The sequence below is a fragment of the Croceivirga lutea genome, assembly GCF_014235875.1.
In the GTDB taxonomy this organism is placed as follows: Bacteria; Bacteroidota; Bacteroidia; order Flavobacteriales; family Flavobacteriaceae; genus Croceivirga; species Croceivirga lutea.
Genome location: NZ_JACJUK010000007.1, coordinates 117,557 through 132,474, shown reverse-complemented (window position 1 = coordinate 132,474; position 14,918 = coordinate 117,557). Strand labels below are relative to the sequence as shown.

The 14,918-nt window shown below is 42.7% G+C and carries 8 protein-coding genes; 2 read left to right on the top strand and 6 right to left on the bottom strand.

Going from position 1 to position 14,918, the window contains the following annotated elements; genetic code table 11:
* Positions 1–7: 7 nt before the first annotated feature.
* The 3 genes from H5V42_RS12890 to H5V42_RS12880 form a co-directional block, all read right to left on the bottom strand.
* Complete coding sequence (locus H5V42_RS12890; protein ID WP_241731902.1) at positions 8–898, bottom strand: ThuA domain-containing protein; 891 nt, start codon at positions 896–898, stop codon at positions 8–10.
* Positions 899–990: 92 nt separating this feature from the next.
* A complete protein-coding gene (locus H5V42_RS12885) occupies positions 991–2,991 on the bottom strand; it encodes a hypothetical protein (protein ID WP_185783582.1) in 2,001 nt (666 codons plus the stop codon).
* Positions 2,988–3,755 (bottom strand): 3-keto-disaccharide hydrolase, encoded by a 768-nt coding sequence (locus H5V42_RS12880; RefSeq protein ID WP_229665675.1) that lies wholly within the window; start codon positions 3,753–3,755, stop codon positions 2,988–2,990. Before H5V42_RS12880 ends, H5V42_RS12885 begins: the two co-directional genes overlap by 4 nt.
* Before the next feature lie 193 nt (positions 3,756–3,948).
* On the opposite strand from H5V42_RS12880, the gene H5V42_RS12875 reads away from it, so the two are divergent.
* Together H5V42_RS12875 and H5V42_RS12870 are read left to right on the top strand one after the other, a co-directional pair.
* The gene (locus H5V42_RS12875; protein ID WP_185783581.1) at positions 3,949–5,328 is read left to right on the top strand and encodes a 3-keto-disaccharide hydrolase; all 1,380 of its coding nucleotides are present in this window, start codon (positions 3,949–3,951) and stop codon (positions 5,326–5,328) included.
* A gap of 37 nt (positions 5,329–5,365) precedes the next feature.
* A complete protein-coding gene (locus H5V42_RS12870) occupies positions 5,366–6,676 on the top strand; it encodes a Gfo/Idh/MocA family protein (RefSeq protein ID WP_229665676.1) in 1,311 nt (436 codons plus the stop codon).
* A gap of 72 nt (positions 6,677–6,748) precedes the next feature.
* Here the strand turns inward: H5V42_RS12870 and H5V42_RS12865 are convergent, their stop codons facing one another.
* The 3 genes from H5V42_RS12865 to H5V42_RS12855 are packed head-to-tail and all read right to left on the bottom strand — an operon-like array spanning position 6,749 to position 14,713.
* The gene (locus H5V42_RS12865) at positions 6,749–9,277 is read right to left on the bottom strand and encodes a heparinase II/III domain-containing protein (RefSeq protein WP_185783579.1); all 2,529 of its coding nucleotides are present in this window, start codon (positions 9,275–9,277) and stop codon (positions 6,749–6,751) included.
* Between the two features lie 2 nt (positions 9,278–9,279).
* Positions 9,280–11,151, bottom strand: a complete 1,872-nt coding sequence (locus tag H5V42_RS12860) for a DUF5060 domain-containing protein (RefSeq protein ID WP_185783578.1) — start codon at positions 11,149–11,151, stop codon at positions 9,280–9,282.
* Between the two features lie 31 nt (positions 11,152–11,182).
* On the bottom strand, positions 11,183–14,713 hold the full coding sequence (locus H5V42_RS12855) for a family 78 glycoside hydrolase catalytic domain (RefSeq protein WP_185783577.1): 3,531 nt from the start codon (positions 14,711–14,713) through the stop codon (positions 11,183–11,185).
* Positions 14,714–14,918 lie beyond the last annotated feature (205 nt).

The following is a 14,918-nucleotide window of genomic DNA, read 5'->3' as shown; positions in this document are numbered from 1 at the left end:
CGTTGGTTTAGTGTTTGCTTAGTTGAAATGTCCTTTTGTTTGGTGCTGTTTCAGTTGGAAAATCTTCGGGTATTTTTTGGGTCACTTTCCCTGTTGCCGCCCATTCCGTTCCCCGTAAAAATGATACGATAAAGCCGACATTTTCAAAGGAATCGGTGTCATGCCCCAAGGTGGTGTGAAAAATACGACCCTCACCATAGTCGATGGTCATTAGTAAAGGCTCATTTCGGTCTGTGGGAGCGGTTTCACTCAAATCTTTGCCAGTCGCCAAAATGGTCATGTTCTTTGCCGGCCCACGAAGTTTGGCATAGCATTCATCGATGCCCGTAAGCCAAACCTTTGGCATCCCTTTGGTGATTGGGTGTTCTGTATCTCTTATTGTGACGGGAAAACGATGTCGTTTACCATGGGCACCAGCTTTTCCTACAGTATTATCCGTGATTTTTTTACCCATATTGTCATAATAGACATAGGGCCCATCTTTTTCGGTTCGGTTGCCCCAGCCACCCAAGCCAATCATGGTGTTGTAGGCTTTCCATTCGGGGAAGGAATTATCGGCAGCGTGTACGCTTACAAATCCGCCGCCCGCGTTTATGTACGCTTCAAAAGCTTTTTGGGTTGCCTCTGGCCAAGGGGCTGCACGCCAGCCAAAATTACTGACCACTACATCATAGTCGGAAAAGTTGGGGCCAAAAGATGCATCCGTTATTGGTTCCTCCACCAAAGTTACATCCCCGGTACTGGCCAAGGCTAGAAAATCTTCTTCCCGTTCTGCCTTCCAAACACTTTTGGTGCGTTGTACCGTAACACTAAAAAGCCCTGATTCTTCTAAATATTGTTTCATCATGATGGTAGACTTTGGCCACACGGCATGGTTGTTTTGTCCGTCAACAATCAAGACTTTCAATTTGTTTTGGGCACAACCTAGAAATGACGTTAGAAGAATCACATATAAAATGGACTTTACAGGAGTTACATATCGCTTCATATTCAAGGTGCTTTTTCAATATGGTTCAACAAAATATGCTTTACATCATCTACCGTACCTAGGTTTAACCCACCATTTGTGGCACCTGTTATCCAATACAGCACCATTCCGGCATCAGAACAGTCCCATTTTCCTTTTTGAAATTTGACCACATCATCGACTTCCGCGATTTTGCCCAGTAACCACACCCACTGAATTCTTGGGTCGGGGTGTTCTTTTGCCCAGTCCCATCGGTCTAGGTTCACTTTCAGGTTAACGTTTTGGTCGGGTATTCTAACCTCTTCCACCCCAAAATCCAATATTTGTTGCCAGGTATAAAAATCGCCTGCATCATCGTTGGCGGGGTGGTGTGTGACTACTTTTACGAATTGGTGCTTTGATTTTTTTGAAGCCTCCAAGGCCATCCCTATAATATCAGGTTCTCCAGCTTCCACAATCCACAAAGGGTCATCGGCAGAAGAAGTATTAATCGCATTTGCCAAATCTGCCACTGTCTCTTCTTGCTGCCACTTGGCATCAAAAAAAGTAAGGTCGTCAAAACCACCCCAGCGCCTTGCGGTTACATCACAGGCTGTTTGCATTAGGGCGTGCCGTTCTTTTTCTGCCCGTTCTGAAATCCGTTCTACCCGCTCTAAATCACAGCTATGCGAATAATGCACCAACCTATCTTCTAGTCCCGCAGCACGCAATAGGGAAATGGAAACGGCCGTGCCTCCCAAATCATCCGGATCCGGAGAATTGCCATCGGCAACAATAGCAATGCGGCCTTTTGGATCTTTGATCGTTGGGGTTTCAGCCTTATTTTTCACCATCAGTGTTGTTGATGCCCTACTGACGATTTTCCCTTTTCCAACGGGAGCAAAAATGAGTCCTGACCAACGGGCCCTGGCCCATTCCTTACCATCTTTGCTGCCAATTTTAGAAACTACGGTAATCTTATCCCCTTTTTTAAAAGACACATTTTCCCAAACTTTGTTCGCTTCTTTGCCTTCTTCAAATAACTTTTGGGAAAGTGCTGGTGCGAATGTGCCCAACTCTTTTTCATTGATAAGTACCGTAAATTTTGACTGCCCATCGTTTTCACCAACACCCACAAAAACAACATCGTACGCACCGGGTTTAAAGGTGAACTCCGTTGTAGTACTGGCTTCTTTGTTTTTATTCGGATTGATGGCCAACCAACGACCGCCAGCATCTTTGTAATACCCCGTTTCCTTCACAGGAAAATCGGCTACGGGCAGGGTTTTATTTTCAATGACCGAAGTACTTATGGTTTCATAGTAAGATGGCTCCGTCCATTGTATTCTTGCTGGAGGTCCTTTTTCTGAAGGAACAAAATTCTTATCGGTAGTCAACATGAATCTATCCATAGCAAAACCATCTTCGCGCATGCTGAACTGTATTTGGTGTAATCCGGGTTTATCAATATCCAAATAGATTTCATGGTCAAGACCACAGTGCTCTTCTTTGGTGCGTTGTTTGCTGGCCCACGTCCACTTGTTTTTACCATCGCACCATTGCATACGCTGCCCATGTTCGGGCCATTTCCCATTCAAGCCTACATGAACACCATTGTCTTCGCTACCCGTGCTGTACGCCCTCGCCCAAACATAATACCGCCCGGGCGTATTGATTTTTACTTGATAATGAATAATGGCCAATTCACCGGGGGAATTCGAAAAATTGGTTCCCTGCACCAATTTATCGTCATGTGTGGTTCGGGTATCGGGCAGAATTTTGATAAAGCCGTTATTACCTGAACCTAAACTATAATTCTGATTGGCTTGATTTTTCGGAGCTTTGTGCTTATTAAATCGATACCACTGACGTTGGTCCGTTTTGGTTTGTTTGAAGTAGAATTCCGCTTCAACGGCTACCATGCCATTTTTTTCTTCAAAATAGTTTTGTGTATCAAGGATAGGAAGCGCTAAATCAGATTCTTGCGCATGTGCGGCAAGTAGCTGTAGAAAAACAAAAAGGGGTAATGCGAGTTTGATGTTCATTGGTTGAATTCTTTAAGTCTGATGTTGCGATATGCAATGGTCATTGGTGGCCCTACATGTACCTGTACGCCCAATAACCCTTTGTTTTTTCGATTTTCAGTATCGTTATCGATGACCACACTCATCACCTGTCCGTTGATAACATGCACCATGGTATTGCCACGAACAATGATGTGGCATTCGTTCCAATCTTCTTCGTTGATAAAATTGAGCAATTCCTCTTTATCGCCCACGGTAGCATAGGCTTTAGGTTCCTCAGCATTCATAATTTGGGTGAATTGACCACGTAATGCCAAAAATTTTCGGGCCCGCTCCTCATAATTTTGTCCTGTCCAACGACCTTTTCCATCGATGTCGCATTGGTATCCTTTTAGTGCATAAGGCGTATCTTCCACTTGTACACTTCGGTAATTGACCCCTGAATTCCCATCTTTAGAAACCCGATATTCCAATTTTAGCTCAAAATCACCGGGTTGCCCTCCGCGCCAGATTAAAAAAGAGTTTCTTTTCAAAATGGTTTCTGGGGTGACTTCCCCAATAATACTTCCATCTTTTACCCGCCAATAGGTGGGGTCTCCTTCCCAACCTTTGAGGGATTCTCCATCAAAAATGGATTGGAAACCCGTATCATCATCTCCCACAGGTTCTGGAAATTTCTGCTGTGCTTCCAATACATTAAAAGCAAAAACGATTGGTAGCATTACCAAAACCAACTTTATGGTTTTCTTCCTGATTGGCCATGCAGGGGCATCATTCCGTTTCATCAGCATTATTTTAATTCGATTATTCACCCTTTAAAATGTATTACAGCAAGCTAGCATTTTGATGTAGTAATGCTGTCCTGTGGTGTGTGGTAGCATAATTGCGGATTTTATTCCGTGTCCCGCATGAGACTACAGGATAGTTTCCGCTGAATTATCGGTAACTTTAAGCGCATAGTTAACTAACAATTTGAGCATGAAATACACTGAACTAAAAGACTTTTTTATTGCATTTTCTTTTGCGCTGTCTTTAGCCTTATTCATAGGCTGCGTTGAAGAGAGCAAAGACCATTTAACCCCTATTTTTGATGGGGAAACCTTAACAGGATGGCATACCCTAGGTGGTGAAGCTACCTATAAAGTGGAAAATGGAGAGATTATTGGTACAACCGTCGCCAATACACCGAACACCTTTTTGGCCACTGACGGAAGATATTCAGATTTTATTTTGGAACTGGATTTCAAAACGGACTCCGTCTCTAACTCGGGAGTACAAATACGAAGCAATAGCGTGCCGTGGTATCGCGATGGCATTGTTCATGGCTATCAAGTGGAAATAGACCCTTCAAAAAGGGCGTGGAGTGGCGGAATTTATGATGAAAAACGAAGAAAGTGGTTGCATCCGCTAGAAGGCAATCCTACAGCGCAAAAAGCATACAAACCCAATGACTGGAACCATTTTAGAATTGAAGCCATTGGTGACACCCTAAAAACATGGATCAATGGCGTACCCGCTTCCCATTTGGTTGATGAGATGACCGATGAAGGATTTATCGCCCTTCAGGTGCACAGCATCGGTAAAAATGGAAAACCTGGCGTTGATATCAAATGGCGAAATATTGAGTTTATCACCGAAAATGTGCAACAATACAGCCAGTCTACCCCGTTGCCCGCAGTGGTGACGAAAAACCAACTCACTTTTGATGAGAAAAAAGCAGGATGGAAAATGCTTTGGGATGGAGAAACCACCAACGGCTGGCGTGGTGCGAAGTTGGAAGAATTTCCTGAAAGTGGATGGGAAATCAATGACGGAGTCCTCAGCGTTTTAGCTAGCGGTGGTGGTGAATCTGCAGCAGGCGGTGATATTGTGACCAAAGAAATGTATGCCAATTTTGAAGTCAAGGTCGATTTTAAAATTACCGAGGGCGCCAATAGCGGTATCAAATATTATGTGGATACGGAACTGAATAAAGGCGAAGGTTCTTCCATAGGATTGGAATTCCAGATTTTGGACGACGAACGCCATCCAGATGCTAAATTAGGCAGTCACGAAGGCAGTAGAACGGTAGGTTCTTTATACGATTTAATTCAAGCAGATACCGATAAGCACATGAACCCCATAGGAGAATGGAATACGGCTCATATTGTATCTAAAGATAACCAAGTTGAGCACTGGTTAAACGGAGTTAAAATATTGGAATACGAGCGGGGCAGTGAAGACTTTTTAAAATTGGTTAGCGAAAGCAAGTATAAGGATTGGCCCAATTTTGGCCTTTATGAGAAGGGTAACCTTCTTTTACAGGATCATGGAGACCTAGTGTCCTTTAAAAACATAAAAATTAAGACCTATGAGTAAGCAGAAGAGCAGGAGGAACTTTGTAAAAAAATCCGCCTTGGGAGGATTGGGTTTGGTAAGCGCATCATCAATGGCCATGAGTGCCAAGAGTTACAACAGTATTATCGGTGCCAATGACCGTTTGCATGTTGCCATTGCAGGATTAGGACGCAGATTGGGAGCCTTCTATGCGCCTATTGCCCATAAAAAAAGTAATGTACGTTTGGCCTATCTGTGTGACCCCATGCAAAGTCAAATGACAAAGGCGGCATCAAAATTTAAGGAACACATCAGTTATGCGCCAAAATTGGAGCAGGATATTTTTAAGGTAATGGCAGACGATAAAGTAGATGTGCTCATCAATGCCACGCCGGACCATTGGCACACACCAGGTTCCGTAATGGCCATGAAAGCCGGTAAACATGTGTATGTGGAAAAACCCAGTAGTTGTACCATGGAGGAGAACGAACTTATCGTAAATGCAGCCAAGCAATACGGCAAGGTCGTTCAGATGGGGAACCAACAACGCTCTTCGGCGCATACCATACAGGTGATTAAAAAGATTCATGAAGGCGCCATTGGTAATGCTTATAAAGCCGTTGCTTTTTACAGCAATGGTCGTGGGCAAGTGCCTCACCAGAAAGCTGCAGCCGTTCCTGAAGGGCTGGATTGGAACCTATGGCAGGGGCCAGCGGTGCATAGGGACTATACCTCCGAAACTTGGAATTATAACTGGCACTGGTACGGATGGAATTACGGAACCGCAGAAATGGGCAATAACGCTACCCACGAATTGGATGTGGCACGTTGGGCCCTTGATGTTGGTTTTCCTCAAAAAGTGGAGGTGGATGCCACAAAAAGACATTTCGTAGATGATGGTTGGGAAATGTACGATACCATGATGGCCAAATATACTTTTGATGACAATAAGCAAATTGAATGGGACGGAAAAAGTAGAAACTCCTATAATACCTACGGAAGTGGGAGAGGTGTTATTGTCTACGGTACGGAAGGAACTGTTTTTGTAAATAGAGGTCACTACAAATTATTTGACCGTAAAGGCAAACTTGTAGAAGAAGTCTCTAGTGGAGGCCAGGAAGGCGGTGTCGCTTTGGGCGGCGGTGGCGATATGTCTACCGTTCACGTAATGAATTTCTTTGAGGCCGTTAGGGGCAAAACCACAGCAAATGCGCCCATTGATGATGCCAACGTTTCTATGGCGATGGTACATTATGCCAATGTTTCATCACGCATAAAACAAAATTTTGAAGTGGACCATATCAAAGGAACCATGTTCAATAGGGATGCCATGAAACATTGGAGCAAGCCTTATGAGGAATCTTGGAAAGATAAGTTTTTGACTTTATGAGAAGGATATAAAGCTAGCATATAAGACCATCAACGGAATACTTCCTTTTGATGGTTTTTATTTCCATAGCTATCACTTAGGCTCAAATTCACCCTTTACCTTAGGCGCTTTTGAGGTAAAATCGACATATCCACTACCTGATGTTGCGTTGCTTTGCAGCGTATGTTCTGCAATTTTCAAAAAGCTTCCATCACCAATATAAACCTCTTTTAGGCCATCCGCTTCAAAAGTAACAATGGCAAAATGGCCTTGAAATTCGATGGATTTTTCAGCAACCGAAATCGTACCGTTTTTAAATGGTGTCAGTACGTATTGAACGAGTGTTTTATTATTTGCCGCACTGGTTATCTTGACCCCTTGAAACTTACCGTTATGAGTCAATTTCTCGACACTTTTAACTGAACTATTGTTCACGTCTCGGGCAAAAGGTTCGTAAATGGCTACAAAAGGCCTGGTATGCGCTTCCCCTTTTTGACGTACGACCAGTGTCGGTGTCGGTAAAGTGTCATAAGGTTTGGGTGCTTCAAAGGTTTTGGGCGCCATGACCTTGGTATAGGTACGTCCGTTAAAACCTGGCATAAACACCTTCATATAGCGTTTTTTATCTTGAAATTGCTCCGCCTTAAAAAGCAATTCCATATCTTTTGAGTAGGGACATGACGTTTGTACCTCCTTAAAAAAATGCCACCCCGGATTTCTATATTTTTTGTTGCGTTTCCATTCCGCATCAGCATTGGTCATGTAACGGTTGGGGTCAGGCTTCAAAGAAATGTCCTTGTTTAAAAAATCAAGGGATTCCCCTAAATTGTGGTAGAGGTAGTCGTGGTATTCATTGGGCAGTTTTGACTTTGACCTAAAAATATCCAAATAATAGCCCGTAGTCGGTGAGGTTCTCACTAAAGCCAAGGTTCGTTCTTGCTCGGCCTCAGCTTTGGTGCCACCGCCGTCATAAAATGTTGTTGTGGAAAACGAATAATTTTCTGATAATGCGGCTTGTTTGGGCATAGGTTCCATGACTTTTAGGGCAACCGTGTCCATTCCCAGATTTACCCATTCCCCTTCGCCCTGTGATGCTCCATTTACGATAACCGTATTATGGGCCGCGAAAATTCGGGAGTAGTTTTCATGGATATCTTGGGCATACTTTCCTCTACCATTATCTACACCTAGTACTTTACCCTCCCCATATAGCTCTATATACATTCCAGAAGCGTGACCATGCACCATGGAAGCTCCACCTACAAAGCACATTAAACCATCATCAGGATTACCGGTGTTGCTTAAATTTCGTTGCAGAAAAATTCTAGCATGGGGCTGTTCATCGGTTCTGGGCAGTTCAATAGAGGTTTCCTTTTGTTCAAAGTCATCATAGTACCACATCAAAGCTTCTAAACCTTCTCTTCGATATTCTCCTTTGGCCATTGCGCTGCCCAATAAGTTGCTGAACTGCTTTTCTAATTTGGGTACGCTATCAATTTTACCCAGCTCATAAGCCAACTCATAGGCATGATACGGTGTTTTATACTTGCGGTGGCCGTCGCCCCAAAGTACAAGTTCACCATTTGGATTGACCAAATAGTCCAGACGCTGAATTGCCCAAGGAATATTCGAGTAGGTCCTTCCCAATTTTAAGTTTGGGTCATATTTTGTTAAAAGAAACATCAGCTTGGTGGAACGCTCGGCAACATCATTGGTGTATTGCGATGATTCGGGCCAAATATCCCCTTCGTTTTTATAGTATTTGGACACCTTGGCCAATGCATCTTGATTCGAAGAATTCTTGGTCAAATAATACTCTAAATACATATTCCTCTCCTTAATATCTTCTAAAGCCAGTGCATTATAAACAAGGCAATTGGATTCTAATACAGGATGATTGGAATTAATCATGCCATTGTCCACAACCAAGCGCGCATAGGTACGGAAAACCTCTTGTGCTTTCTCGATAGGAAAATCAACGGTAGCTTTAGCGGCCACATCGTAGGGCATGCCACCTTTTGCAATGAAAGGGGCGACAAAATCGTAGGCAATAGGATACTTCTCACCGATAAGTCTGGATTCCCTTAAAATATCATCAGGACAAAGCCAACCGCCACGAGGCCGCCAATCTGAGGGTTGCAACTGTACGATGCCCATTACCGCTGTGTAAAGAATATCAGTGGCGTATTGGGCATAGGTTTCATCGTTCGTTAAATAGTAAAGAAAACCGGCTTCTTTGGCCGATTGCAAATAATCGGACAATTTGTAAAAATTGGCCATCTCTTCATCACTGGCATTGTCTAAATTTTCATGCTTGCCCTTTTCGCCTGTGGTAGTATAGGTAAGAGGTGGTAATTTGCCTTCTGCTTCCTTGGCCCAGTCCAGTGGTATCCCTCTGAGAAAGGTATCTTTTGAATCTTTATATAGACGTACTTGGGCGTCTACGCTTTGCTTTAGTTCTTCATAGGTCGCTTTGGCCCATCCTTTATTTTCAATCTTACTTAGCATCTTTGGCCGCTCCTCTGCTTTTACCCAAATAAAAGGTCGTGCTCCCTTTTCACCAGTACAGCCCAAAAGCAATAGGCAGATGGATGCCGCTAAAATCGATTTTATATATTGCATGTTTATGATTTTATGGCTTGCACCAGTGCAATCCAGTCTTTGTTGGTTTCCTTAGGAGGAGGGCCGAAATTCACCCTGCCATTTGCTTCCACTTGAAGTATAGAACCCTGTACCAGTGCACCGCCGTTTCTAGGGTCATACCATTGCACGGAAAATAGTTCTCCCGAACTTCCTAAATCTAAAGATGAGGTTTTGGTGCCCATAGGAAGATAAACCACATAGACTTCGTTCCTTTTAGCAAAGCAGAAACCAGGGTGCTCACCCAATAGTTCATTTGCCGCCGCCATTTCCCAAAACGGGATTTCATTCTCAAAAAAATGCAGGGCATGTCTGTTTTGGTCCCAAAACAAATCCCTGCTCCTAAAGTCCTCACAGGTAAGGTCAGAGTTTGGACTGGCGTAGCCAAAATACCATTCCACTCCAAAAGCCCCTGCCATAAGGGAACCCCAAAGCGCGTTTGCCCGTGCTTCGTTATGCTCGGCATCTTCATCGTCGGGTAACAAGGCAATATTGGCCTTACCGGGTTCATCAACAGAGAGCGCCCATTTTCTGCCCGTAGCATTTGATTTTTGACGCCATTTCAAGACCCTTGGATTAACATCCACAAAATCGGGTGCGCTCAATTGCAATGATGCTCCCGTTAACGGGGATTGGTCACCGATGAACTCTTCGTAACGGTCATCTTTGTTCGGAAAGGTATGCATGACCAAATGATGGTCGTAAGGGTCAAGCTTTGTAACATAATTGGCAACTTTCAATACCTCTTCAGTAGGTTGGTTGTTTTCCTCGCCCAAATTCCAGTTCATGGATAAATGATGGCCGAAACGGGCAATCAATTCCCGATAATATAATTTTCCTTCTAAACCAAAAACGCCATTATCCATTAAATGGTCGGTCTCTGTTTCATGGGTCTTGAAATGCAAGAACATGCCACGGGTCTCGGCAAAATCAAAAATACGTTCCCACTGGTCCAGTTTAGATACATCGAATCGTGTTTTATGGAAATGGGTTTTCCAAGCTTCTAGATTCTTTTTATCACTGGCGTAGGCCTCATATTCCGCTATCGGTTTTGAAAGGAGATATGGGAAAATATTTCTATCATCCCCATCGACATTAAAGGTGAGAAAAGAGAATACATTGAGTTCTTCTGAGGCAAGATAGTTAATGGCTCCCAACAGGTTTTTGCCTTTACCTTCTTGCCATGTATAGGATTCTCCATCCATAGGAAAATCCTTGGCATGCGGCTCCCACTTTTTTAGAAAACCTAGGGCATTGGTCGCGGCATCAAAATCGGCATAGCCCAAAAGATTTTCAGGAGCATCTACGCCCAGTTTGATAAAGTAGTCTTTGGTTTCTTCGAATTGCAGATAGGATTCTCCAATATAATTTAAACGGCCCTTGGCTCGATTATCAATTCCTATCTTATCACTGTCAGTGACTAGAAAGCTTCCGGAACAACCATCCATAAAACCTGCGGATGCTGCGGCATCAAAAGTATCCGCCACGGCGATTTCACTTCCTTTTTTAAAGGATACGGCATACGTCCATGCTCCGATATCGTCGGGTGTAAATCGCACTTGCCAAATGTTTCCAGTAGAAGCACTGGTTTCAGAGGCATTGCCATCGGCAGCATAGAAGCCAGGTACCGTATACCTTTTATCGCCATGGCTGAAAGTCACATCCAGACGATAGTCTAAAAAAGGATTTATTTCGGCGAGTTCATCGGTTTCAGGGCCTTCAAAGGAAAGCGTGATACGATGCCATTTTTTAAGTTCACCATCAATTTCGGGAATAATTTCCTTTTTACACGATAGCATCGATAGGACAAGAACAACTACGGACAATCTTACTGCAGTTCTATTCCTTTTTTTCATTGCCCTATGTTGTTTTGTATCCTTCCCTAAACTAGAAAGAATTGATTTTTAATTGTATCGTATGCTTACCGGGTGCTAATCTGATGTACTCAAATGCCGCTGGCACTTTTTCTCCATTATGGATAAAGTCTTTTCCGTCTAAATTATTCAATGAAAACTCTGCAACCATATTACCCGGAATTTCAATTTCGTAGGTCTGCAAACGTGGACCGTTATAGGTATAGGTGCCTTTAATCGTACCCCTTACCGTAGGCACTTCAATACTACTGTTTTTTAAACTGCTCATTTGGGGTTTGATGGTGGCTATACCGAAGCCTGGTGTTTTGGGTTTTATGCCCCATAAACCTCTGGGAATTACGTTAGCTGGTGCCGCGCCCCAAGCATGGTTCCAGTCTAGGTTCACTTTATACTCATAATCCCAAGCTTCTAAACTAATGGTTGAGCCTACTCGAATCATATTGTACCAGCTTCTTTTTGCTTGACTCGATAATAGTTCAAGTGCATAATCTTCTTCACCTGCATTGTATAAACCATCCATTAAAAATTGTGCGCCATAAACGCTACAGGCCATTCCACGTGATTTTACATAGTTCACCACAGATTCAAAATGTTCTTCAGGAACCAAACCGAATGCCAAGGGCATCATATTGGCATGTAAAGAGGCATGGTCGGTGCCAATACCATCTACATAAATACCACGTTCTTTATCGAACATTTGTTCGTTAACCGCTTTTTTGGCTTTTGCGGCACGAAGTTCAAAATCCAAAACCTCATCCGTCTTTCCTAAAACCTTAGCAAACTCTGCCATAATTTTCATGTTCTCGTAAAAGAAGGCATTGATGACCGTGCTGTAGGGCTGAAACACAAAACCATCGCGCTCACCTTTTGTTTTGCTTCCTGCAAAATTCTTTGAAGGCCAATCTACAATATCCGTCAATGGCTTTTTATAACCTTTTTCAAACCCGAGTTTGTACATAAATTCCTCGGTAACTTTTGTCGATGTTATTAAACCGTCCTCATTGGAAAGTTCAAAAAGCGTTTTGTGTTTTAATGGCTCGTAATAGCGTTCTATCAATTCTGTATTTCCGGTATACATATAATCGGCATAAATCAACAGTGCCACATGCTGCTGCCATTCGGTGGGCCATGTTGGATTTTTCATGAAATACTCAATGGTACGCCTTGCGATAGCATATTCCCTATCGGTTGTGTAATGGCTTAACTGATTTAAGTAGGCATCGGCCTCATATGGAATACGCTCCCTATCGCCATCCACATAAAGGCCTGCAAAGGTTGTTGCTTTAATAGAGTATTTACAGAACTCCCAAATTTGGTTTAAAATTTCATCGTTGCTTTCAAAACTACTCGCCGCATCATCCCAATAACTGGTATAGCGCAATTGCTGGAAATCTTCTGCTTTTAAGTCGCTTTGCGCACCTTCCACTTCTGCATATCTAAACGGCTGTAATACGGGCCATCCTTGTTGTAACGGAATCGCCTTACTTGGTCCTTTCATACGCTTATCAGGCACAGGTTGGATGTTAATCTGATATTTTGTTTTTCCAGGTTTTACTTCAATAGTAACTTCTTGATAGCGAATATTACTTTTTGCTGGAGGAGTTCTGTTTACATTCCCGTTATCATCAAGCATCTCGCCAATTCTGACCGTTAAGGTATGTGATTCCTTTGCTTGGTAGTTGAAGTCTATCGTAGCAAAGGCTGCCTTACCAAAATCCATAAAATAGAAATCACCTCTTTTTTCAAATTTAGTAGGATGTACCTTGTCTATGAGGTATTTATTTTCTGTGGATATGATATAGCTATCGCTTTTACCCGTAGTGAATTTCTGTACTTGGGAATAGTTGACCAAGCGATTTTCCTCATCCCAAATACGTACTTTCCAATAATAGGTTTTGTTGGGCTCGAGGGGAGTTCCAGAGTATTCAACATTGGTGGATGCGTTGGAAGCCACTCGTTTGCTATCCCAAACGTCACCGTTATTGGCATCGATACTTCCTTGGTTTGAAGCCACCAAAATTTGATAGCCTGATTGAAATTTTGAGGCCAATGGCACTGTCCACCCAAACTCTGGTTTTAAATCATAAATTTTTACATCAGTTTCAGGCGCTCTTATTAATTCTACCGTTAAATCAGAGGGAGCCGACCGGTAATCGTCACTATTCTTTCGAATCAAGGCATCGGTAGACTTTCTGAACGCGTCTATTTTTGGAGCGTAGGCAGGGTCTGTGGCCAAATTGTTGATTTCTTGGGGATCTTTCTTTAAATCGTACAGCTCCTCAATGGTCTTGTCGTTAACGTATCTGAAGTATTTCCAATCCTTTGTTCGTACACCTTCACTGGGGGCAATATTTTCAAAGTCCCAGATATGCTCAATAAGTACGGTATCGCGTTCAAAGTTTTTTGTTTTGTTGCTGGCAATAGGCATTAAACTTTTACCCTGCCAAGTATCTGGAGCCTCAATACCCGCTAAATCTAGAATAGTGGCTGGAACGTCAATATTAAGTGCCAAGGCATCACTATCTTTTTGTTTTTTCTGACGGGGGTCAAAAACGAGTAATGGCACTCGAACGGAGTTGTCGTACATCAGCCATTTGCCAGCTAGTTGACGTTCCCCTAAAAAGTAGCCATTATCGCCCATAAGAATAATTACGGTATTCTTATCAATTCCTTTTTTCTTGAGCTGCTCCCTAATTTTGGCAATCTCACGATCAATTCCTGAAAGCATTCGATAATAGCCCTTAACACTATGCTGGTATTTTTCTGGGGTATCGTAACGCCATGTCCAACGCAGGCGGTTAAAGCCATCGCGAACGATTTTTGGTTGCGCTTCAAAATATTTATCCTCACCCAGTTTTGGTCCGGGCATGCTCATGTTTTGTAACAACGCGTCCGATTCTTCTTGCCAAAAATATTGGTCTTCAGCAGGGTCATGGGCGTGCGGTGCGCTAAAACTCAAAGAAAGGCAGAAGGGTTCCTCACTACTGGTATCCGCAATAAAATCAAGTGCTTTTTGACCTGTGTAGCGTGTTAAGTGAACCGTATCTTTACCTAATGTTTTGTAGTAATATCCTCGTTTATCTTTAAACCTGTTATTACGGTCATAAGATTCATATTCATCAAACTGCTTTTCTAAACCATTGTAACGCACGCCATATTTTCCGTAAAATGCCGTGGTATAGCCATTTTCTTTTAGTATTCTTGGGTACGAGTTGGTCATATATTCTTCACGGATATTACCTGTCTGGAAATTAAAGTTGTGGGTTCGCTCGTAGAGCCCGGTTAATATACTCGCCCTACTTGCGGCGCAGATGGGCGTGGTGACCATTGCATTTTTAAAATAAGTGCCCTCTTTGGCCAGTTTGTCCATTTCTGGCGTGGTAATCAATTTATTTCCGGCATACCCAATGGCATCAAAGCGCTGGTCATCGGTAAGAATGAAGATGATATTGGGTTTTTCTTTACTTGACACATTATTCTGTGCAACAAGAGTTTGACCAACGATAAAAAAAATGATGAGCGGAATTATCTTAATTTGCTTCAAAATAGTTTGGAATTTGCAGTTAAGTTAGTAGTTTGAACTAAATACAATAAGCATTCAACAATAAAATCAAACTTAATTTTAAGGAGTTGCAATCCCATCCTGTTCTATCCTGAGGATAAGCTTTATTCTAAACCCAGTTCAGGACATACGATGTTATACGTAACAGTACAGGTTATTAATTTACCTTTAAGCTTGTAATATTGTG

Coding starts and splice junctions, on each gene's coding strand:
- H5V42_RS12885 (WP_185783582.1), bottom strand. CDS start 2,991: ATGAACATCAAACTCGCATTACCCCTTTTTGTTTTTCTACAGCTACTT.
- H5V42_RS12880 (WP_229665675.1), bottom strand. CDS start 3,755: ATGAAACGGAATGATGCCCCTGCATGGCCAATCAGGAAGAAAACCATA.
- H5V42_RS12875 (WP_185783581.1), top strand. CDS start 3,949: ATGAAATACACTGAACTAAAAGACTTTTTTATTGCATTTTCTTTTGCG.
- H5V42_RS12865 (WP_185783579.1), bottom strand. CDS start 9,277: ATGCAATATATAAAATCGATTTTAGCGGCATCCATCTGCCTATTGCTT.
- H5V42_RS12860 (WP_185783578.1), bottom strand. CDS start 11,151: ATGAAAAAAAGGAATAGAACTGCAGTAAGATTGTCCGTAGTTGTTCTT.